Source organism: Ruminococcus sp. RTP21358st1_G6_RTP21358_211008 (genome assembly GCF_040908885.1).
In the GTDB taxonomy this organism is placed as follows: Bacteria; Bacillota; Clostridia; order Lachnospirales; family Lachnospiraceae; genus Blautia_A; species Blautia_A faecis.
On record NZ_JBDGDM010000028.1, the window covers coordinates 25,716 to 48,421 of the forward strand.

Here is a 22,706-nt window from a genome sequence, read left to right on the forward strand (position 1 = left end):
AAGATGAGGAGGAGCTTTATTATGAAATTATATGATACTGGCGTGTATCTGCAGAATGGAAAGGAAATCATTCCGGCAGCTGAAGCCCAGCTTCCTGTTTCCAGAGAAGATGCAGCAAGAAATACCATTGCCTATTCTATTTTAAAAGCCCATAATACTTCCGGTAATATGGACAAGCTTCAGATTAAATTTGATAAACTGACATCCCATGATATTACTTTTGTAGGAATTATCCAGACTGCACGTGCTTCCGGACTGGAGCGTTTTCCGGTACCGTATGTTCTGACCAACTGTCACAACTCCCTCTGTGCAGTTGGCGGTACTATTAATGAGGATGACCATATGTTTGGTCTTACCTGTGCGAAAAAATACGGCGGTGTCTATGTTCCGCCACATCAGGCAGTTATCCATCAGTTTGCCCGCGAAATGCTTGCTGAGTGCGGCAAGATGATTCTTGGCTCAGACAGCCATACCCGTTATGGCGCTCTTGGTACCATGGCTATGGGAGAGGGGGGACCGGAGCTTGTGAAGCAGCTTCTTTCCCAGACATATGATATCAATATGCCAGGAGTTGTTGCTATTTATCTGAAAGGAAGCCCACGTCCGGGCGTAGGACCGCAGGACGTTGCTCTTGCTATCATTGGTAAAGTATTTGCAAATGGTTATGTGAAGAATAAAGTAATGGAGTTCGTAGGTCCTGGCGTAGCTAATTTAAGTGCTGATTTCCGTATTGGAATCGATGTTATGACTACTGAGACTACCTGCCTTTCCTCCATCTGGCAGACAGATGAGAAGATTCAGGAGTTTTACGAGATCCATGGAAGAGCCCAGAGCTATAAAGAGCTGAAACCGGGAGATGTGGCTTACTATGACGGCTGTGTGGAGATTGACCTTGGCGAGATCAAGCCAATGATCGCTATGCCGTTCCATCCAAGCAATACTTATACAATTGATGAACTGAATGCAAATCTGGATGACATCCTTGCCGATGTTGAGAAAAAAGCTCTGGTAAGTCTGGACGGCAAGGTTCCTTATACTCTCCGTAATAAGGTTGTAGACGGAAAGCTTTATGTTGACCAGGGAATTATTGCAGGATGTGCAGGCGGTGGATTTGAGAATATCTGTGCTGCAGCGGATATTCTCCGCGGAACCAGCATCGGTGCAGATGCCTTTACTTTAAGCGTATATCCGGCAAGTACTCCGATTTATATGGAGCTGGCTAAGAATGGAGTTCTGGCAGATCTTCTTGAGACAGGTGCTGTTGTGAAAACTGCATTCTGCGGTCCATGCTTCGGTGCTGGAGATACTCCGGCAAACAATGCTTTCAGTATCCGCCATACCACCAGAAACTTCCCGAACCGTGAAGGCTCCAAGATCCAGAATGGTCAGATTTCTTCTGTTGCACTTATGGATGCACGTTCTATCGCTGCTACAGCTGCAAACAAGGGATTCCTTACCTCTGCTGAGAATTTCACAGGAGAGTACAGAGGACAGAAATATTTCTTTGATAAAACGATTTACGATAACCGTGTATTTGACAGCAAAGGCGTGGCTGATCCGTCTGTTGAGATCCAGTTTGGACCGAACATCAAAGACTGGCCGAAGATGCCGGCACTTGCAGAGAATCTGGTTCTGAAGGTTGTTTCCGAAATTCACGATCCGGTAACTACTACCGACGAGCTGATCCCATCCGGTGAGACTTCCTCCTACCGTTCCAATCCTCTTGGACTGGCTGAGTTTACTCTTTCCAGAAAGGATCCGGCTTATGTTGGACGGGCAAAAGAGGTTCAGAAAGCAGAGCATGCCATTGAGAACGGCGAATGTCCGCTGGATGCACTGCCAGAGCTGAAGCCGGTTATGGAAGCGGTGAACAAAGAGTATCCGGAAGCTGGCAAAGGCAATCTTGGCGTTGGAAGTACTATTTTCGCAGTGAAGCCCGGAGATGGTTCTGCCCGTGAGCAGGCTGCTTCCTGTCAGAAAGTACTTGGCGGGTGGGCAAACATTGCCAACGAATACGCTACCAAACGTTACCGTTCCAACCTGATTAACTGGGGAATGCTTCCATTCCTGATCCCGGCCGGTGATCTTCCGTTTGTAAACGGTGATTACCTGTTCTTCCCGGAAATCCGCAAGGCAGTGGAAGAGAAAGCCGACAGCATTACCGGTTATGTGGTAAAAGAGAGCGGACTGGTTCCGTTTACCGTAACACTTGGAGAGCTGACAGATGATGAGCGGGAAATCATCCTGAAAGGCTGTCTGATCAACTACAATAGAAAATAAAATGTTATGAGGCAGGTCATTCTTTTTGAGAGCGACCTGCCTTTTTATCAGAATTCCCTGTTACATAAAAAGTTCTACATGGTATGATCACACTGCAACGAAAAGGCAAATATCGCTCAATGTGTTTCTACATAGGCTAGAACGTGTTTAAAAAAGCATTTCCGCAATCTGCACGTCCCACTTTGCGGTATATTTTTCCCGAATTCGGTTGTCGTAGCCCGCTATAATACCCTCATCCGGACAAAATCTCCCACAAATTGTGACGTACATCTTGCAGAAAGCCTTTTTTAAACACCCATTTAGACTTCTGCAAAAAGGAGCCTTTCTTGTTACATGAACGAATATTCTGAATAATTACAATAATTAATAAAAAACACAGAAATACAACGCGAAGCACCAAAATAAAACAGAAATAAAACGAAAAATGCACGAAAAAGTATTGACAAATAAGACCAGAGATGGTAATATAAGCTCATCAAAAGAAAAACAACTTCATAAAGAAAGGAGCTTAGTGATTCCAATGGGAACATAAAATCTTTCTAATCAATATAAGAGAGACAGGAATCGCATTTCCTGCAAGAAGACCTGATACGAGAACCGTGTAAATAGAAAATAAAGTATCACTTGATTCAGCTGATACTTATAAACGTATCCAAGGTAAATAGAAGCGATTACTTATATTGAATAACTGTCCACCACTAATACAAAGATCTGGAACTTGTGTAAAGAAACATTTCTCCAGAGGATATAACCCCTTATCACAGATAAGCAGGATATCTTGAGATTCCTATTGAACCTTTAGAATATGAATCGAAACTTTGCATTAGAAGAATATCATAATTGATATTCCAGTCAGAAATAGATCAGGAACTTCCGCTCAAACTTTTTTGTATAATACATATAAGAGAGCATATGAACCAGTAAGTGGTTTTGGATTTAACCGAATTAAGTTTGAAATTGTTTATGATAATGATTCAGAGCCTGAGAAGTATATCCGATATTTCTGCAGAAGAAATTATAAAACGTGAATTATAATTTCAATCTATCAAACTTCTAAATAAACCGAATGATAAACATCATATCGTTTATGAGCAGGAAATAAGATAAGATATTTTAAATAAAAACTTAAAACTGAATATAGAACAACTGAATAAAGACCACGTAAATATTAAATTGTAAATCAATTTGAAAAACGAGGAAAAGACCATTGAATACTGAAGAATTTTAGGACGGTCATCATTTGAAATATAAGTAAAATGATGACCGTCCTTTTCCATGCTGTGAGAGACAAAAAAGCGGGATGATGTATTGGATACGAAGTGAACAGGAACCGATATGCAGCATAAAGCATACCGGAATAGAAAGTGTGAGCTTGTAAATCAGGCTTTAATCCGCTATAATGAGCGGAGAAAATTGGAAATTATGAGGGAAGCAGACGATGTTTAGTGGGAAAATAGAGGACTACATTCTTTTCGAAGATAAAGAGATTATAGTTTGCCGTAAGCCAGCGGGAATTGCGGTACAGAATGCAAGAATTGGTGCCATGGATCTGGAGAGCAGCCTGAAAAATTATCTGGCAATGCAAGCTGGTGGTGGGAGAAGGATTCCATATCTGGCAGTAATCCACAGGCTGGATCAGCCGGTAGAAGGTATTCTTGTATTTGGAAAGACACCTGAGGCTGCGAAATCGTTAAGTGCACAGATTACAGCTGGAAAGATGGAAAAAATTTATCTGGCAGTAACATATGGACAGCAGGCAGAGACTGGGAAAAAAGAAACAGTTCTGGAGGATTACCTGAAAAAAGATGGAAAATCCAATACTTCTTCCGTAGTGAATGCGAACACTCCTGGTGCGAAGAAAGCCAGACTTTCCTATGAGGTTCTCGGTGAAGCTGTGGATGAAATTTCCGGAAAGAAAAAATGGCTGCTCCGAATTCATCTGGATACAGGCCGCCATCACCAGATACGGGTTCAGATGGCTCATGCCGGAATGCCTTTGGCAGGTGACCGGAAATATGGTGCCGGAACTAATGTGACCATCGGGGCAGGAAGCCTGGCCCTGTGCGCCGCAAGCCTTACCTTTTTACATCCTGTAACCGGAAAGGTGATGAAATTCGTGACGAAGCCGGAAGGGGCGGAATTTAAGGGGATTTCTATCCCGCAAATGTGAAAAAAACATAAAAACTATAGACGTGGAACCGAAATTGTGTATAATGTAAAAGCAAGATTAAACAAAGATGAAGACTGCGAAAAATAGTTATAAAAAGTTTTTTTGAAAAAACTTTAAACATTCAGATGAGGAGTGAATAAAATGAAAAAAGTAGCAGTGATACCTGCTGTTGTTCTGGCTGCATTATGCACCTTCACAGGCTGTAAGAAAGAAGAAGTGGAGAAAGTGATCGCACCACTGGTTTCTGACGGGCAGACTACGGAATCCACAGAAGAAGCCCAGGAAGAAAAGGATCCTCTTATTCCTGAAATTGATACATCTGTAGAAATCCAGGCAGGATCCCGGGTGGCAGTTGTAAGCAAGAGTACAAGCGGAGAGTTTTGGGGACTGGTTAAGAAAGGAATGGAGCAGGCAATTGCCGATGTAAACGAGGCATATGGCTTCAAGAAAGAAGATCAGGTGACCATGACCTTTGAAGGCGCCAGCGATGAGAAAGATGTGGAGAGCCAGGTAAATACCATAGATGCAGTAATTGCAGAGAATCCTGATGTACTCTGTGTTTCTGCCAGCGATATGGATTCCCTTCAGGCGCAGCTGGAAGCTGCCAAGGAGAATGGAATCCCGGTTGTGGCATTTGACTCCGGTGTTACGGACAGTAAGATGATCCGTGCATTCCGCGGTACGGATAATACCAGGGTGGGAGAAATCGCTGCGTATAGATTAGCCACAGCCATCGGAAAAATGGGTAAGGTTGCTGTCTTTTCCGCGCAGGAAAAGACGCAGAGCATTCAGGAACGTGTAAGCGGTTTTACCAATTATATCACCAATTATCCGGATATTGAGGTCGTGGAGATTGTTTATCAGGATCAGGTAGAGGATATGACAGCTGCCATGCAGGAGGTTCTTGACAAATATCCGCAGCTGGACGGTGTTTTCTGCGATAATGCAGATATTGCCGATCTGTATCTGGACATGAAAAAGGATGAAACAAAGGATTCCATCGTGATGGTTGGTGTGGATGCCACAGCGAAACAACAGGAGGCTATCCGGAATAGTAAAGAGGTCGGTGTGGTTTCCCAGCAGCCTTACGCGATGGGATATCAGACCATCTGGACAGCACTTTTGACTACTGCACCAAAGAAGAGTGTGGAAATCAAGCGGAATGTGCGTATCGATCCGGCATGGATTGATTCCTCAAACATTGATGATCCCACATATAGTTCTTATTTGTATGCAAATTAAGACAGCTTTCATAAGAGGTACGTCATAATTTTCAGAAATGATTTCACAAACACGCTCTACGAATTTGGGCAAAATATGCCGCAAAGCGGGGCGTGCAGATTGCGAGAATGATTTTACAAATACGCTCTAAAATAAGATAGAGCGGTTCATAAGAAACTATGAAAGAGAAACTGCTTTGTACAGCATGAATTTACCAGGAATGGGAATGCTGATACAAGGCAGTTTTTTGCATATCAAAGGATATTGCAGCCAGAGCCTGTTTCAAACACATTCTAGTACATCGAAAATTAAGTTTCTGCTATATTGACGCAGGATGATTTCTTCATATGCAAGGCGGAGGAAGGAGGCGTAGCGGTGGCTACGGCGACCGACGACAACGCAGCAGATGAAAAATCAGACAAGTCAATATGGCGGTTACTTAATATTCAATGTACTAGACAATACTACCTGCCGTGTCTGAATTTTAGTCAATGTTTAACGATTGTATAACGACAAAATAACAAGAATTTGTTAGCATGTAATTACTTTTTGAAGTGTGAAAAAATTGACGATATGCAATAAAATGGAAGTCAATTTTTAAATAATGTGCACAATAGAAGTTGCTATCCATACTGAATTGTGTTAAAATCTGTCTATAAAATGAGACTTGAGACAGGAGACTTTTATGAAAAAATGGGGAGATATTATCAAGAATATGACTTTGCTTAGTCAATTTAGCTTATCCTTTATCACTCCTCTGCTTCTGTGCCTGCTGATCTGCTGGTGGATGAGTACCAGCCTGGGAATAGGAGAATGGATTTTTATTCCTGGCTTTTTTTTCGGACTGGGAGGCTCCTTTACAGTAGCCTATAAGCTTTACCTGTCCGTAACCGGACATCAGAAGAAAGAGAAAGAGAAAAAGAAGAATAAAGTTTCATTTAACAGACATCATTAGAGTGTGTTTGAGGAATCATTCCTGCAAAGTGTGACGTACATTTTGCAGAAAACCTTTTTCAAACACGTTTCAGAAGGGAGATTTGTATGAGCAAAATGTTTGCAGATGTGCAGCCGGCAGTGAGGAAAGAGACGAAGAAGGTGGCGATTGGTACATTTGTATGCGTAGTCCTGATGTGGGCTGTATTTGGAATCGGACATCTGGCAGTGCCGGAGCAGATTCCGTTTGATTATACAGTGCTTCTCGCCGGATTTATTGGCGGGATGGTGGCAGTACTGAACTTTTTCCTTATGGGACTGACCGTTCAGAAGATAGTTTCCATGGAGGACGATAAACAGGCTGCAGCGAAGATGAAGGCCAGCTATAGTCAGAGAATGATGCTTCAGCTTATCTGGGGCGTTCTGGCGATTGCGGTTCCCTGTTTTCAGTTTGTAGCCGGAATCTTACCATTGCTTTTTCCAAACATTGTGATCAAGACAGTTGGAATCATTGGGGGGAGGAAGGCCGCATAATGATATATACAATTTTATGTAACTATTCAGCAGGTACTGCTCCGCGAAGTGTGTGACAGAGGTGGTACGGAACAGTTACAAATTTATAATGACAGGAGGTGAGAGTACATGGATATCGAAATAACCGGTGGCAGGATATTCTATACGTTTCCGTTCGAGATTCCCATCCTGGGGAAATTCCAGATAACGGAGACTCTGGTTGTAAGCTGGCTGGTTATGCTGTTGATCACAGGACTTTGTATCTGGCTGACACATGATCTGAAGGTGGAGAAAATATCCAGGAGACAGGCTGTGGCTGAGCTTCTGGTGGAGACAGCAAATAAGTTCGTCATCGGAAATATGGGTGAGAAATTCAGCTATATGATTCCTTTTGTGGCGGCGCTTTTTGCCACCAGTGTGGTATCCAACCTGATCAGCCTTGTAGGACTGCGAAGCCCTACAGCAGATCTTTCCACAGAAGCTGCATGGGCAGTTGTTGTATTTACCATGATCACGGCACAGAAGATCAAGACAAATGGTTTCGGTGGATATATGAAGGGATTTACAACTCCAATCCCTATTATGACACCATTTAATATTCTTTCTGAGATTGCCACACCGATCAGTATGGCATGCCGTCATTTTGGAAATATTCTTTCCGGTGTAGTTATCAATGGTTTGATCTATGCAGCGCTGGCGCTGGCAAGTTCCAAACTGTTCGGACTGATTCCGGGTATTGTGGGAGATGTATTGTCGAAGATCCCATTCCTGGATGTTGGTATTCCGGCAATTATGTCAGTTTATTTTGATTGGTTTTCCGGAATCATGCAGGCATTTATTTTCTGTATGCTGACTGTAATGTATATTGCGAATGCAGCAGAAGAGTAGCGTAAAGAAGGCGGATGTTCACGAAGTGGGCAGAAAATCGGAAAATGCAGAAAATATTTTGCAGTTTCCGGATGAATTGAATTTCTAACAAGAGAAATCATAAATAACAGGAGGATTTGATTATGGATTTTACAGTATTGGCAAAAGGTATCGCACTGGCTGGTTGTGCAATTGGTGCTGGTCTTGCACTGATCGCAGGTATCGGACCTGGTATTGGAGAAGGTAACGCAGTTGCAAAAGCTCTGGAAGCAATCGGACGTCAGCCAGAGTGTAAAGGTGATGTAACCTCTACCATGCTTCTTGGTTGTGCGATCGCAGAGACTACAGGTATTTACGGTTTCGTAACCGGTCTGCTTCTGATCTTTGTTGCACCTGGTACCTTCATGAAGTTCCTTGGATAATTAAGGACAAGTATCACAGGCGTTACCATTCACAGACCGCTGTTATGGAAGCTCCATAGAGACGGCACCAAAGCAGCTGGTTTCTATACTGGTAAGATACTGGAACGGTATGAATGGTAGCAGTTACAACAGGAGGTTAGAACATGCAGGTACAGGAACTTGTAGGAATTGTGCCGTGGACGTTTATCGCACAGATCTGCAATCTTTTTCTTCAAATGTATCTGATAAAAAGATTTTTGTTTAAGCCTGTCAATGAAATGCTTCAGAAGAGAAGAGCAATGGCAGATGCCGAAATCCAGGATGCTACAAAGGCGAAGGAAGAAGCTCTTGCCATGAAGACAGAGTATGAACAGAATATGCAGCAGGCCAAAGCAAAGGCCAGCGATATTGTCACAGAGGCACAGAGGACAGCTTCCCTCCAGAGTGAGGAGATCCTGAAAAGTGCAGCCCAGGAAGCCCGTGCTATGAAAGAGAAGGCTGAGAGCGACATTGCACAGGAGAAACGAAAAGCTGTCAATGAGGTGAAGAATGAGATCGGCGGCATGGCAATGGAGATTGCCGGCAAGGTGATCGAGCGTGAGATCAAAGAAGAGGATCACGCGAAACTGATCGACGAGTTTATTTCGAATGTAGGTGAGGCATCATGACGCAGATTGCCAGATTATATGGCAGCAGCATGTATGATCTTGCTGCTGAAGAACAGCTTACCGACACTGTGCTGGAGCAGATGCAGACAATCCGGCAGCTTTTCCGGGAGAATCCCGATTATGTGAAATTGTTGTCAGAGCCTTCAATCCCGAAGGAAGAGAGGACAAAACTTCTTGATACTGCATTTGGAACAGAAGCAGAACGGTATCTGGTGAATTTTCTGAAACTGCTGTGTGAGCGCGGAATCCTGGGAGAGTATTCCGGATGCTGTGAGGAATTTACACGGCGGTACAATGTGGACCATAACATTGCCACTGCAGTGGTGACCAGCGCGGTTGCACTGACAGATGAGCAGATGGCAGCGCTTAAGGACAAGCTGGAGAAGATAAGCGGTAAGACCGTTACCCTGACCCAGAAGACAGATCCTACAGTGCTTGCAGGTCTTAAAGTGGAACTGGAGGGCAGACAGCTGGACGGTACAGTAAAGAGCCGTCTGGATGATCTTTCCAGGAAATTAAACGAGCTTATAGTATAAGGATGGATAGAGAAAATGCAGCTTAAACCTGAAGAAATTTCAAAAGTCATCCGCAGTCAGATCAAATACTACGATAACGCTATCAAACAGAATGAGACCGGTACGGTTCTTATGGTTGGTGATGGTATTGCAAGAGCCAGCGGTCTTATCAACTGTATGGCAGGAGAGCTTCTTGAGTTTGAGGACGGAAGCTTCGGAATGGCGCAGAACCTGGAAGAAAACAGTGTTTCTATCGTTTTATTTGGGGATGATTCCGGTATTGGCGAAGGACAGACCGTAAAGCGCACCGGAAAGGTGGTATCCGTTCCGGTTGGTGAGGCTATGATCGGGCGAGTTGTAAATGCCCTTGGACAGCCTATTGACGGTGCAGGACCTGTAGTGACAAGTGAATACAGGGCGATTGAGAGCCCGGCACCAGGTATCTGCGAGAGACAGGGCGTTAACCAGCCTCTGCAGACCGGTATTAAGGCAATTGACTCCATGGTTCCCATTGGAAGAGGTCAGCGTGAGCTGATCATCGGTGACCGTCAGACTGGTAAGACCACTCTGGCAGCAGATACTATTATCAATCAGAAGGGGAAGGACGTGATCTGTATCTATGTTGCAATTGGTCAGAAGCGTTCCACCGTATCTTCCCTGGTTGAGACTCTTACAAGAAATGGCGCTATGGATTATACCATCGTTGTAGCGGCTACTGCTTCAGAAGCCAGCCCGCTGCAGTACATTGCACCGTATTCCGGATGTGCAATGGGTGAATATTTTATGTATAAGGGAAAAGATGTGCTTATCATTTACGATGATTTAAGTAAGCATGCAGTTGCCTACCGTGCACTTTCCCTGCTGATCCGTCGTCCACCGGGACGTGAGGCATATCCTGGAGATGTTTTTTATCTCCATTCCAGACTTCTGGAGCGTGCCGCAAGACTGGACGAGGCACACGGCGGTGGTTCCCTGACTGCTCTTCCTATTATCGAGACACAGGCAGGAGACGTTTCCGCGTATATTCCGACGAATGTTATTTCCATCACAGACGGACAGATCTTCCTGGAGACAGAGCTGTTCCATTCCGGTGTTATGCCGGCTGTAAACCCTGGTATTTCCGTATCACGAGTTGGTGGAAATGCACAGATCAAGGCAATGAAGAAGGTTGCCGGTACTTTGAAGCTGATTTATTCCCAGTATCGAGAGCTGCAGAGCTTTGCACAGTTCGGTTCAGATCTGGATGCTGATACAAAAGCCAGACTGGAGCAGGGAGCCCGTATTGTGGAGGTTCTGAAGCAGAACCAGAATGCGCCGGTTCCAGTTGAGAAGCAGGTAGCTATCCTTTATGCAGTAACCAAGGGAATCCTTTCCAGGGTTGCTACAGAGGATGTAAGAACCTATGAAGCTGGTCTTTATACCTGGATTGACAGTGATGCACAGGGTGCTGCTGCAATGCAGGAAATCCGTTCCACAGGTGCATTATCTGCGGAGACAGAAGAGAAGCTGAAGGGCGCATTGGAACAGTATACTGAGAATTTTGTAAATACAAGACCTGAGAAATAAATTGTGACAAGGAGGACTTTTTATGGCTGCAAACATGAAAGCGGTAAAGCTGCGGATCAAAAGTGTGCAGAGCACTATGCAGATTACCAAGGCAATGGAACTTGTAGCATCCTCCAAACTGCGTAAAGCAAAAGAAAGGGCGGAAGTCTGCCGGCCCTATTTTGAGACCATGCATCAGACCCTTGTGGATATTGCCCAGGGGAATACAGATTTTTCTTCTGTATATGCAAGAGAATCCGGGAATGAGAAGCGCTGTTATGTGCTGATCGCCGGAGACCGTGGTCTGGCTGGCGGATATAACACCAACTTGTTTAAATGTCTGGAAGCAGCCTCTGTGAATCAGGATTTCCTGGTTCTTCCCATTGGGAAAAAGGCTGTGGAGTATTCGAAGCGAAATGGATTTGCCTGTGTTACAGAAAGCTTTGGCGAAATTGCCGATGTTTCTGTTGCAGACTGCTTTGAGATGGCGAATCTGCTCTGCGGGGAATTTAAGAAGGGAGAATTTGGACACATTGATCTTTGTTACACAAAGTTTGTTTCCATGCTTTCCCAGCAGCCATCGGCGATTCCGGTGCTGCCTCTGAAGGACCTGACAGATGAACAGGATACAAAGAGCATCCGGAATCTGATTCTGTATGAGCCGGATGCGTCGGAAGTATTTGATGCCATCGTTCCGGAGTATCTGGCTGGTTTGATCTATGGTGCGGTTTGTGAGAGCGTAGCCAGTGAGCTGGCTGCAAGACGTACCGCCATGGAGGCTGCGACCAACAATGCCGAGGAAATGATCGAGAAGCTGAATCTGCATTACAACCGGGCACGTCAGGCAAGCATCACGCAGGAGATCACAGAGATTGTTGGAGGTGCGGAGGGAGTATAAGGTAGGTGCAAAATATATTGCTGCCACGAAAAAGGCAGTATTTACAATAGTAGTTGATATTTTGCATTTATAGAATATTCATCCGCGTGCTGGCTGGAGAAAAAATAAGATATAGTGAAAAATATAACGAAATGTTACTATATGGATTTTTCGGATGGTCAGTCACAGAAATAATGATGATTATGAAGGATTTTATCCTTCAATCTATAAGGAGACTGCTAAATGAGCGAAAAACACATTGGCGAGGTGGTGCAGGTAATCGGTCCGGTACTGGATATCCGGTTCGGGCATGACGAGCTGCCGGCACTTCTCAATGCCATCGAAATTGATCATGAAGGCACAAAGCTCACAGCAGAGGTTGCTCAGCAGATCGGGGATAATACGGTACGCTGTATCGCCATGAATTCCACCGATGGTCTGGTAAGAGGAACCAAGGCTGTAGATACTGGTGAACCCATTAAGGTTCCGGTTGGAGAAGAGTGCCTTGGACGAGTATTTAATCTTCTAGGTGATCCGGTAGACAATCTTCCGGCACCAGAGACGAAAGAGCACTGGGCAATCCACCGTCCGGCACCATCCTATGAGGAGCAGATGCCGGCAACCGAGATCCTGGAGACCGGTATCAAGGTCGTTGACCTGATCTGCCCGTATGCAAAGGGTGGTAAGATCGGTCTGTTCGGAGGTGCTGGTGTTGGCAAAACAGTTCTTATCATGGAGCTGATCCACAATGTTGCCACAGCACACGGCGGACTTTCTGTATTTACAGGTGTTGGAGAGCGTACCCGTGAGGGTAATGACCTTTACAATGAAATGAAGGAAAGCGGCGTTATCGACAAGACTGCACTGGTTTACGGCCAGATGAATGAGCCGCCGGGAGCGCGTATGCGAGTTGGCCTTTCCGGACTGACTATGGCAGAGTATTTCCGTGACGTAAAGAATCAGGACGTGCTTCTTTTCATTGATAATATTTTCCGTTTTACACAGGCTGGCTCAGAGGTTTCCGCACTTCTTGGACGTATGCCTTCCGCGGTAGGTTATCAGCCAACTCTGGCTACTGAGATGGGTGCCCTTCAGGAGCGTATCACTTCTACCAGAAAGGGTTCCATCACATCTGTACAGGCTGTTTATGTACCTGCCGATGACCTTACAGACCCGGCTCCGGCTACTACATTTACCCATCTGGATGCGACCACTGTACTTTCCCGTGAGATCGCCAGCCAGGGTATTTATCCGGCAGTGGATCCCCTTGATTCCACCAGTCGTATCCTTTCTCCGGAGGTAGTTGGACAGGAGCATTATGAGATTGCACGTGCAGTACAGAGAGTTCTGCAGCGTTATAAAGAACTGCAGGATATTATTGCCATCATGGGTATGGATGAGCTGTCTGAGGAAGACAAGCTGACAGTAAGCCGTGCACGTAAGGTGCAGCGTTTCCTGTCACAGAGCTTCTCTGTAGCAGAGCAGTTTACAGGTATGCCGGGACAGTACGTTCCGCTGAAAGAGACTCTCCGTGGATTTAAGATGATCCTGGATGGCGAGTGCGACAGTATTCCAGAGAGCTGCTTCCTGTTTGCCGGAACTATTGACGATGTATTTGAGAAAGCAAAAAATAACCAGAATCAGTAAAGGAGGCTGCCTATGAGGACATTTCCCCTTAGAATCGGTACCCCCGACGGCCTGCTTTTTGAGGGAGAGGTGCAGCGCATTGTGTGCCGCAGCATTACCGGTGATCTGGCAATCCTGGCAGGACATTGCAACTTCTGTACCGCTCTTGGAATGGGCGAGGCCCATGTGATACTGGAGGATGGCACCAGCCGCAGTGCAGCCTGCATCGGTGGCATGCTCACCGTAATGGATGGCAACTGCAGTCTTCTTGCAACCACCTGGGAATGGCAGGAGGACATCGACGTCGACCGCGCCGGAAAGGCCAAAGAGCGTGCCCAGGAAAAACTGGCCAAAGGTGGTCTCTCCGATAAAGAATACAAGATCGTAGAAGCCAAGCTGCAGAGGGCGCTGGTGAGACTTAGTGTGAAAGGTTAAGGAATGATGAAAGAGGACAGTTTTGCCTGGAAAATGGTGTCTAAGGTGAGACTGTTCTTTTTATGTATAAAAGTTTGCGGACACCAATACATTGGTCTTTGTTACTGCGAAAAAAATCGTAAATTATCACCAATGATTTATTTTCGACTTTAAAACGTCAAACTCCCATCACATAAAAGCGTTGACATAAATGGGTGGGGGCGTTACAATAAGGTATCGGGGAAAATATGAAAAAGGGCTGGATATAACCGGTCCTTTTTATTACTTTCCAACAAAAACAAAGCCTGGAAGGTACAGCTGCCAGGCACTATAAAATGAAAAAGAAAACAAGGGGGACGATTTGAAAGAACGAGAAACATTTGGATCACGGCTGGGATTTATCCTGGTCTCTGCAGGATGCGCCATTGGACTTGGAAACGTGTGGAAGTTTCCGTATATGGCGGGAAAATATGGTGGAGCGGCATTTATTCTGATTTACCTGATATTTCTGGTTTTGTTGGGATTGCCAGTACTGGTATGTGAATTCGCAGTAGGACGTGCAAGCCGCAAAAGTACGGCAAGGGCATTTCACGACCTGGAACCGGAGGGCGCCAACTTCCATAATTTCAGCTACATGAGCATGGTTTCCAACTATGTGCTGATGATGTTCTACACCATGGTTGCAGGATGGATGCTTTACTACTGTTACGCAATGGCAGCCGGCAAACTGGCCGGGAAAGATTCTGCACAGGTGGCAGACTATTTTACAGGACTTCAGGATTCAGCTGGTACAATGACTTTATGGATGATCATTGTAGTTGTTTTATCCTTCGGAGTGTGCTCTTTGGGAGTGCAGCGTGGCCTGGAGAAAATCACAAAAGTTATGATGATGTGTCTTCTGGCACTGATCGTAGTGCTTGCAGTTCATTCCCTTACGCTTGACGGAGCGATGGAGGGAGTGAAATTTTACCTAGTACCGGATTTTGCCGCTATGGCCGAGATCGGAATCGGAAATGTGATCTTTGGGGCACTGTCGCAGGCATTTTTTACATTAAGTATTGGTGCAGGCTCTATGACTATTTTCGGAAGCTATCTTGGAAAGGACAGATCCCTTCTGGGAGAATCTCTGCATATTACGATTCTGGATACTTTTGTCGCATTGATGGCAGGATTGATCATTATTCCGGCATGCTTCGCATTTGGTGTGGAGCCAGGAGCAGGCCCGGGACTTGTATTTATTACATTGCCTAATGTATTTAACCAGATGACAGGAGGGAAAATCTGGGGAGCTCTGTTTTTCCTGTTTATGTCCTTTGCCTCCCTGTCTACTGTAATTGCGGTTTTTGAGAATATTATATCCTATTCAATGGACAGAAAAGGCTGGAGTCGTGGAAAAGCTGTTATAGTCAATATGGTGGCAATGATCCTTCTTTCTCTTCCGGCAGTATTTGGTTTCAACATTTTGTCAGGAATACAGCCTCTTGGAGCAGGAACGAACATTATGGATCTGGAAGATTTCATTGTATCCAATAATATTCTTCCACTGGGTTCTGTAGTATTTGTAATGTTCTGCGTGTCCAAATATGGCTGGGGCTGGAAGAACTTTATTAAAGAGGCGGATACCGGAGAAGGGCTGAAATTCCCTGCAAACGTACAGAAATACATGCTATATGTGATTCCGGCGATTGTAGTTGTGATTTATCTGAAAGGATATTATGATATGTTTAGCCCGAAGGGACCGGTTGTGCTGACCGTGTGGATGATTGTGAGTCTGCTGGTGTTGGGACTTGTAGGATGGATTATATTTGGGAAAAACAAAACGAAATAATAGAGAAATTTTATAATGTTGATTACAGGCACCTCTTTGAGCTATTGCGCAAAGAGGTGCAGTGTAATTAATACAAATATTGACGCGAGAAAATGGGAAGTTACTGTTCACTCCGTGACCAGTAACACGCTTCGCGATGCACAGAAATCATGCATTCGCATGATTTCGCGCTGCAATTCTCGGGTTTTCTGTGAACTTTGTTCACAAAAAACACCTCGCGGAATGTTACCAGTGAACAGTAACAATGGGAAGCCACTGCGAGCAACGTCAGTAGAATCTGTATTGCCCTGTTTTATGGGAAGAATTAAAGTAAAAGATAAGAAATAAGCAAAGAGGAGTGACATAAAATGATAGCAGAAAAAATGAAACCATATGTAAAAAACAATTCTGCAATCCGTATGATGTTCGAGGAAGGCAATCGCCTTCGCGCGATTTACGGACCGGAAAATGTATTTGATTTCAGCCTTGGAAATCCAAGCGTTCCCGCACCGGATTGTGTTCGTCAGGCCATTATTGATCTGGTAAATGAGGAAGAACCGACAGTTCTCCATGGCTATATGAGCAATGCAGGATTCGAGGATGTTCGCCAGACAATTGCAGAGTCCCTGAACCGTCGATTTGGCACTTCTTTTGCAGCAAAAAATCTGATCATGACAGTTGGTGCAGCCAGCGGATTGAACGTAGCATTTAAGACAATCCTGAATCCTGGGGAAGAAGTGATCGTTTTTGCACCTTATTTTCTGGAGTATGGTGCATATGTACGCAATTATGACGGCAATCTTGTGGAAATCTCACCGGATACTACCACATTCCAGCCGAATCTGAAGGAATTTGAGGAGAAAATCACACCGAAGACCCGTGCTGTCATTGTGAATACTCCTCACAATCCGACTGGAGTTGTTTATTCAGAAGAAACAATCAGGAAACTTACGTCAATTCTGGAAGCGAAGCAGAAAGAATTTGGCACAGTGATTTACCTGATTTCTGATGAACCATATAGAGAACTGGCCTATGACGGCGTACAGGTACCCTATCTGACAAAATATTATGTAAATACAATCGTAGGCTATTCCTACAGCAAATCCCTTTCTCTTCCAGGTGAGCGTATCGGTTATCTGGTCATTCCAGACGAGGCAGACGGCAGCGAGGAACTGATCGCAGCAGCCGCCATTGCCAACCGTACTATCGGCTGCGTAAATGCTCCATCCCTGATCCAGAAAGTAATCGCGAAATGCGTAGATGCAGAGGTGGATGTGGCAGCTTACGACAAGAACCGCCTTGCTCTTTACAATGGACTGAAAGAACTGGGATTTGAATGTATCAAGCCACAGGGAGCGTTCTATTTATTCGTGAAATCTCCAGTTACAGATGAAAAAGCCTTCTGCGAAGCTGGCAAAAAATACAATATCCTTATGGTTCCGGGAAGCTCCTTTGCCTGCCCTGGATATGTAAGACTGGCTTATTGTGTATCGTATGACACGATTATGAACTCTTTGCCCCAGTTTGGAAAATTAGCAGAAGAATTTGGGCTGAAAGCGTGACGGAGGAAGTTATGTCCAGTTTATATATCGTAATTCCGGCATATAATGAATCGGAGAATATTGAGAAAACCATTGACCAGTGGTACCCAGTAGTGGAACGTCATAACGACGAGGGAAATTCCAGACTGGTGATTATTAACGATGGAAGTAAAGACAACACCTACGAACTTCTGCAGAAATGTGCCGCTACAAGACCCCTTCTTGTCTCACTGGATAAACCAAACGGCGGTCACGGTCCTACAGTACTTTATGGATATCGCTATGCCATCCGGCAGAAAGCCGATTATATTTTCCAGACTGATTCCGATGGTCAGACCAATCCAGACGAATTCGAGCCATTCTGGAACCAGAGAGGCCGGTATGATGCAATAATCGGCAGCCGCGCTGTCCGTGGCGACGGAAAATCCAGAAAATTCGTAGAGAATGTTGTATGCTTTCTACTGAGAATGATCTTCGGTGTAAAAGTTTCCGACGCCAATGCGCCGTACCGCCTGATGAAATCCAGCCTGGTAGCCAAATATATCGACAAACTCCCAGAAGATTTCAATATTCCAAACATTATGTTTACTACATACTTTGTCCACTACAAAGAAAAAGTACAATTCATAGACATCACCTTCAAACCCAGACAGGGCGGAACTAATTCCATTAATGTGAAGAAGATTGTGAAAATTGGCTGGAAGGCTGTGAAGGACTTCTATAAACTAAAGAAAGAGCTTTAGAGCTTGCTATATACAAAAAGAGCAGATAAATCTTACTCAACCTAAGATCTATCTGCTCTATTTTCTTATAATCCTTTACGCATTTTTCTTAATAGAAGCTCTCTTACGATCACGGGAATCCAGAATCTTCTTACGGATACGAAGGCTGCTTGGAGTAACCTCCAGAAGCTCATCTGTATCGATAAACTCAATAGCCTGCTCCAAACTGAGAACTCTTGGCGGAGTCAGTTTCAGTGCCTCATCAGCAGAAGAGGAACGAGTATTGGTCAGATGCTTGGTCTTGCAGACATTCAGCTCGATATCCTCTGCCTTACCGTTCTGTCCGATAACCATACCGCTGTAAACCTTGGCACCAGGTCCGATAAATAAAGTACCACGCTCCTGAGCTGCAAACAGACCATAAGTAACAGCCTCGCCGCCCTCGAAAGCAATCAGGGAACCCTGCTTACGATACTGGAAATCACCCTTATATGGAGAATAGCCATCAAAAATAGTATTGATAATACCAGTTCCCTTTGTGGAAGTAAGGAAGTTTCCACGGAAACCAATCAGTCCACGGGAAGGAATATGGAACTCAAGACGAACGGAACCGTCGCTTGCAGTGCTCATTCCCTGAAGCTCACCCTTACGCTCGCTGAGCATCTGGATAACGGTACCGGAAAATTCCTCCGGAACATCAATGTAGGCAATTTCCATTGGCTCTAATTTCTTGCCGCGTTCATCAATTTTGTAAAGTACCTCTGGCTTGCTGACTGCAAATTCATATCCCTCACGTCTCATATTCTCAATAAGAACGGAAAGATGAAGCTCACCACGTCCGGAAACCTTAAAGCACTCAGTTGTCTCGGTGTCTTCTACACGAAGGCTGACATCTGTGTTCAGCTCTCTGTAAAGTCTGTCACGGAGATGACGGGAGGTGATGTATTTACCCTCCTGTCCTGCAAGCGGGCTGTCATTTACCAAGAAGTTCATGGCGATAGTCGGCTCAGAAATCTTCTGGAATGGAATTGCCTCAGGGTTATCTCCGCCGCAAAGGGTATCTCCGATATGAATTTCAGCAATACCGGAAATTGCAACAATTGATCCGATAGTTGCCTCTTTTACCTCAACTTTATTCAGACCGTCAAACTCATAAAGCTTGCTGATCTTAACCTTCTGTTTTTTATCCGGATCGTGATGGTTCAGAAGAGTAAGCTCCTGGTTTACGGCAATAGTACCGCTTTCAACCTTACCAACGCCGATACGTCCAACATATTCGTTATAATCAATGGTACTGATCAGTACCTGTGTGTCTGCATCCGGGTCTCCCTCCGGAGCCGGGATGTATTTCAGAATAGCCTCAAACAGCGGCTCCATGTTCTCTGGTGTATCCTTCAGATCCAGAACAGCGTGACCTGTTTTTGCAGATGCATAGAGGAACGGGCAGTCGAGCTGCTCATCGGAAGCACCAAGGTCCATAAGAAGTTCCAGAACTTCATCGACAACCTCATCTGGTCTTGCTTCTGGACGGTCTATCTTATTAATGCAGACGATTACGTGCAGATCCAGCTCGAGAGCTTTTTTCAGAACGAATTTGGTCTGAGGCATAGCGCCTTCGAAAGCGTCAACCAGAAGGATAACGCCGTCTACCATTTTCAGCACACGCTCAACCTCGCCGCCGAAGTCAGCATGTCCTGGGGTATCGATAATGTTGATTTTTGTGCCTTTGTAATGAACTGCTGTGTTCTTGGAGAGAATTGTGATACCACGCTCTCTCTCAATATCATTGGAGTCCATGACACGTTCCTGAACCTCCTGATTGGCACGGAAAACACCGCTCTGTTTCAGAAGCTGGTCTACCAGAGTGGTTTTACCATGGTCAACGTGGGCAATGATGGCTACGTTACGTACATCTTCGCGTTTCGTCTTCATAAAAATCGAAATCCTTTCTTTATCGGGCAGAGGGATTCTGCCTCTTTCTTTCCATATTAATGCAGTTTCTTCTTTATATTGTCCAAATTCCCAGTTTACCACAATTTTCGCAGATTACAAGGTGTTGAAAAAATTTTTTTAAATTTCTGGTTCTAATCCAGGTGATTTTCTCATAGATATTATAGACCAACAAGTAAGACAAGTACTGGTTGCTGTTCACGGGTAATATTCCGCGAAGCGGTTAATGGTCACAAAGTGAGCGGCAACAGGTATCCGGGCATAAACCCAGGACACCTCATAAGTCTGCAGAAAAAAGTGAAAATAAGGAAGGAGAACTACAACATGGCAGATAAAATTATTGAAAACAATCAGGTTTCCATCACGGGAAAAATCGTTACAGGTTTCACATTTAGCCACCAGGTTTACGGAGAAGGATTTTATACCATGGATCTTCTGGTAAAAAGGCTTAGCGATTCTGAAGACAGGATTCCGGTGATGGTATCTGAAAGGCTGGTGGACGTTACCCAGGATTACGTGGGACAGTATGTGGAAATTCACGGACAGTTCCGTTCCTATAACCGTCATGAAGAAAAACACAACCGGCTGGTGCTTTCCGCATTTGCACGGGAATTAAAATTTCTGGAAGAAGAGGATTCTCTGGCACCGGTAAACCAGATTTTCCTGGACGGATATATCTGTAAGCCGCCTGTTTACCGGAAAACACCGCTGGGAAGAGAGATTGCCGATCTGCTTCTTGCAGTGAACCGACCTTATGGAAAATCAGATTACATACCGTGTATTTGCTGGGGTCGAAATGCCCGTTATGCTTCAGCCTTTGAAGTGGGTGGCCATGTACTGATCTGGGGCAGGATCCAAAGCAGGGAATACATGAAGCGCATCGGGGAAAATGAGACACAGAAGAGAATCGCTTATGAGGTATCGGTGAGCAAGCTGGAGTATGTATAAACCAACCGCAGTGGCGGGAAATACGCCATGGTCTGCCAGTTACTTTATGGAAGGCACCAGCCCGATTTTTCTCCAAGTTTCTTCTGCTTGCATTTCTGCTTGTTTTGCGGTAATATAAGCATATTAAAAATGGCGCAGTTTGCGGTTCCGATTTGCAAAACGCGATATCTGGAATATAATGAATGGTATCATTTGCGGAGACGGCATTGCGAGGAATGTTATTGATCTATGGCAGACGGTAACATTATTTTTAACAATAAGAGGAATCAGTATGGAAAAAGAAATAACAGAAGTATATTGCGGAAATGGCAGAGGTAAGACCACACTGGCAATTGGTCAGGCACTGCGGGCCTCTTCTCAGGGCAAAAGTGTGATCATCATTCAGTTCCTGAAGGGAAATGAACGGCGTGAGCTGGACTTTCTGGAAGAACTGGATCAGCTGGATATCAAGATCTTCCGCTTCGAAAAGATGGAGACCTGTTACGACCAGTTGAATGAGGAAGAGCAGGCTGAAGAGGAGCGCAATATTCTCAATGGTTTAAATTTTGCCCGTAAAGTGATTGCTACACAGGAATGTGATTTCCTGGTACTGGATGAAATTCTGGGACTTCTGGATAAGCATATTGCTACAGTTGATATGGTTGTCGGGCTTTTGAAACAGAAGGACGAATCCATGCATTTGATACTTACGGGAAATCGGGTAGACCCTGGCATTTTGGATTATGTGGACAGTGTGACTACCATTACCACTCTTGGAAGAGAGCAGAACTCATGATAAGGATGAATAGGAGGAAATAATATGGCAATTTTCAAAGGTGCAGCCGTTGCAATTGTAACCCCGATGCATGAAGACGGAAAGGTAAATTATGAGAAACTGGAAGAGCTTCTGGACTATCAGATCGCGAACAGCACAGATGCAATCGTTATCTGTGGCACTACAGGCGAGTCTTCTACATTGACACATGGAGAACATCTTCAGACCATCAAATTTGCAATTGACAAAGTAGCTGGAAGGGTTCCTGTCATTGCAGGTACCGGTTCTAATTGCACAGAGACTGCAGTTATGATGTCTCAGGAAGCAGCTTCTTATGGCGCTGATGCACTTCTGATCGTGACTCCATATTACAACAAGGCAAGCCAGAAGGGTCTTATCCGTCATTATACAGAGATTGCCAATTCTGTACCGGAAACTCCGATCATCATGTATAATGTGCCAAGCCGTACAGGCTGCAATATCCAGCCTGCTACAGCAGTTGCTCTTGCGAAGAATGTGAAGAACATTGTGGGAATCAAGGCTGCAAGCGGAGATCTTTCCCAGATTGCCAAGATGATGTCCATGGCTGACGGAGCTCTTGAACTCTACTCCGGAAATGATGACCAGGTACTTCCGATCCTTTCCCTTGGCGGACTTGGAGTAATCTCTGTTTTATCCAATGTTGCTCCGAAGAATACACATGACATGGTTATGAAATTTATGGAGGGAGACCTTGCTGGTGCTGCCAGACTTCAGCTTGAGGCTGTTCCGCTTATCAATGCACTGTTCTGCGAGGTAAACCCGATTCCGGTTAAGACTGCCCTGAACCTGATGGGCTGGAAAGTCGGACCGACTCGTATGCCTCTTTGTGAGATGGAGCCGGAGAACGAGGAGAGACTGAAGAAAGCTCTTGTTGAATACGGAATCAAACTTGCATAAGAGAGGAAAAAATAA

Annotated in this window: 21 protein-coding genes and 2 pseudogenes; 21 read left to right on the forward strand and 2 right to left on the reverse strand. The window is 44.8% G+C overall.

From position 1 onward, the window contains the following. Positions 1–21 precede the first annotated feature (21 nt). Complete coding sequence (locus tag AB5Z12_RS12160; protein WP_173717840.1) at positions 22–2,280, forward strand: hydratase; 2,259 nt, start codon at positions 22–24, stop codon at positions 2,278–2,280. 210 nt (positions 2,281–2,490) lie between these two features. On the opposite strand, the pseudogene AB5Z12_RS12165 reads toward AB5Z12_RS12160, so the two are convergent. Beyond that, a pseudogene (locus AB5Z12_RS12165) lies at positions 2,491–2,550 on the reverse strand (DUF6783 domain-containing protein); the annotation flags it as partial. Between the two features lie 1,168 nt (positions 2,551–3,718). On the opposite strand from AB5Z12_RS12165, the gene AB5Z12_RS12170 reads away from it, so the two are divergent. The 17 genes and pseudogenes from AB5Z12_RS12170 (at position 3,719) to AB5Z12_RS12250 (ending at position 18,121) form a co-directional block, all read left to right on the forward strand. Continuing rightward, complete coding sequence (locus tag AB5Z12_RS12170) at positions 3,719–4,450, forward strand: RluA family pseudouridine synthase (protein ID WP_173735290.1); 732 nt, start codon at positions 3,719–3,721, stop codon at positions 4,448–4,450. Positions 4,451–4,591: 141 nt separating this feature from the next. Then, positions 4,592–5,692, forward strand: coding sequence for a substrate-binding domain-containing protein (locus AB5Z12_RS12175; RefSeq protein WP_173735289.1), 1,101 nt, complete (start codon positions 4,592–4,594; stop codon positions 5,690–5,692). Between the two features lie 62 nt (positions 5,693–5,754). After that, positions 5,755–5,832, forward strand: coding sequence for a DUF6783 domain-containing protein (locus tag AB5Z12_RS12180; RefSeq protein ID WP_368357257.1), 78 nt, complete (start codon positions 5,755–5,757; stop codon positions 5,830–5,832). 524 nt (positions 5,833–6,356) lie between these two features. After that, positions 6,357–6,626 carry an AtpZ/AtpI family protein gene (locus AB5Z12_RS12185; protein WP_173717843.1) on the forward strand — a complete coding sequence of 90 codons (270 nt, stop codon included), beginning with the start codon at positions 6,357–6,359 and terminating at the stop codon, positions 6,624–6,626. A 17-nt stretch (positions 6,627–6,643) separates the two neighbouring features. Beyond that, positions 6,644–6,706: pseudogene (locus AB5Z12_RS12190) on the forward strand (DUF6783 domain-containing protein); the annotation flags it as partial. A 6-nt stretch (positions 6,707–6,712) separates the two neighbouring features. Continuing rightward, complete coding sequence (locus AB5Z12_RS12195) at positions 6,713–7,138, forward strand: ATP synthase subunit I (protein WP_118582119.1); 426 nt, start codon at positions 6,713–6,715, stop codon at positions 7,136–7,138. 108 nt (positions 7,139–7,246) lie between these two features. Further along, entirely contained in the window at positions 7,247–8,005 is a 759-nt protein-coding gene (locus AB5Z12_RS12200; RefSeq protein ID WP_118582122.1) for a F0F1 ATP synthase subunit A, read from the forward strand. Between the two features lie 122 nt (positions 8,006–8,127). Further along, the gene (gene atpE / locus AB5Z12_RS12205) at positions 8,128–8,406 is read left to right on the forward strand and encodes an ATP synthase F0 subunit C (RefSeq protein ID WP_179962564.1); all 279 of its coding nucleotides are present in this window, start codon (positions 8,128–8,130) and stop codon (positions 8,404–8,406) included. Between the two features lie 143 nt (positions 8,407–8,549). Continuing rightward, positions 8,550–9,053: a F0F1 ATP synthase subunit B gene (gene atpF / locus AB5Z12_RS12210; RefSeq protein WP_118582125.1), complete on the forward strand. Its 504-nt coding sequence runs from the start codon at positions 8,550–8,552 to the stop codon at positions 9,051–9,053. Continuing rightward, positions 9,050–9,589, forward strand: coding sequence for an ATP synthase F1 subunit delta (gene atpH / locus AB5Z12_RS12215; RefSeq protein ID WP_118582128.1), 540 nt, complete (start codon positions 9,050–9,052; stop codon positions 9,587–9,589). The genes atpF and atpH overlap by 4 nt, the downstream gene beginning before the upstream one ends. A 15-nt stretch (positions 9,590–9,604) precedes the next feature. Further along, positions 9,605–11,134, forward strand: coding sequence for a F0F1 ATP synthase subunit alpha (gene atpA / locus AB5Z12_RS12220; RefSeq protein ID WP_118582131.1), 1,530 nt, complete (start codon positions 9,605–9,607; stop codon positions 11,132–11,134). A 22-nt stretch (positions 11,135–11,156) separates the two neighbouring features. After that, entirely contained in the window at positions 11,157–12,011 is an 855-nt protein-coding gene (gene atpG / locus AB5Z12_RS12225) for an ATP synthase F1 subunit gamma (protein ID WP_173717847.1), read from the forward strand. A 222-nt stretch (positions 12,012–12,233) separates the two neighbouring features. Further along, positions 12,234–13,637 carry a F0F1 ATP synthase subunit beta gene (gene atpD / locus AB5Z12_RS12230; RefSeq protein WP_148461013.1) on the forward strand — a complete coding sequence of 468 codons (1,404 nt, stop codon included), beginning with the start codon at positions 12,234–12,236 and terminating at the stop codon, positions 13,635–13,637. A 12-nt stretch (positions 13,638–13,649) separates the two neighbouring features. Then, positions 13,650–14,051 (forward strand): ATP synthase F1 subunit epsilon, encoded by a 402-nt coding sequence (atpC, locus tag AB5Z12_RS12235; protein WP_173772096.1) that lies wholly within the window; start codon positions 13,650–13,652, stop codon positions 14,049–14,051. A 340-nt stretch (positions 14,052–14,391) separates the two neighbouring features. Continuing rightward, entirely contained in the window at positions 14,392–15,858 is a 1,467-nt protein-coding gene (locus tag AB5Z12_RS12240) for a sodium-dependent transporter (protein ID WP_195409038.1), read from the forward strand. Between the two features lie 347 nt (positions 15,859–16,205). After that, complete coding sequence (locus AB5Z12_RS12245; protein WP_256144361.1) at positions 16,206–17,399, forward strand: pyridoxal phosphate-dependent aminotransferase; 1,194 nt, start codon at positions 16,206–16,208, stop codon at positions 17,397–17,399. Positions 17,400–17,410: 11 nt separating this feature from the next. Further along, complete coding sequence (locus AB5Z12_RS12250; RefSeq protein WP_173770106.1) at positions 17,411–18,121, forward strand: glycosyltransferase family 2 protein; 711 nt, start codon at positions 17,411–17,413, stop codon at positions 18,119–18,121. 75 nt (positions 18,122–18,196) lie between these two features. Here the strand turns inward: AB5Z12_RS12250 and typA are convergent, their stop codons facing one another. Next, positions 18,197–20,032 (reverse strand): translational GTPase TypA, encoded by a 1,836-nt coding sequence (gene typA / locus AB5Z12_RS12255; protein ID WP_195478461.1) that lies wholly within the window; start codon positions 20,030–20,032, stop codon positions 18,197–18,199. Between the two features lie 342 nt (positions 20,033–20,374). On the opposite strand from typA, the gene AB5Z12_RS12260 reads away from it, so the two are divergent. From AB5Z12_RS12260 to dapA, 3 genes are all read left to right on the forward strand, one after another. Continuing rightward, the gene (locus AB5Z12_RS12260) at positions 20,375–20,998 is read left to right on the forward strand and encodes a single-stranded DNA-binding protein (RefSeq protein ID WP_118582155.1); all 624 of its coding nucleotides are present in this window, start codon (positions 20,375–20,377) and stop codon (positions 20,996–20,998) included. A 271-nt stretch (positions 20,999–21,269) separates the two neighbouring features. Next, positions 21,270–21,773, forward strand: coding sequence for a cob(I)yrinic acid a,c-diamide adenosyltransferase (locus AB5Z12_RS12265; RefSeq protein WP_173717852.1), 504 nt, complete (start codon positions 21,270–21,272; stop codon positions 21,771–21,773). Positions 21,774–21,797: 24 nt separating this feature from the next. Beyond that, a complete protein-coding gene (gene dapA / locus AB5Z12_RS12270) occupies positions 21,798–22,691 on the forward strand; it encodes a 4-hydroxy-tetrahydrodipicolinate synthase (RefSeq protein WP_173717853.1) in 894 nt (297 codons plus the stop codon). Positions 22,692–22,706: the final 15 nt, after the last annotated feature.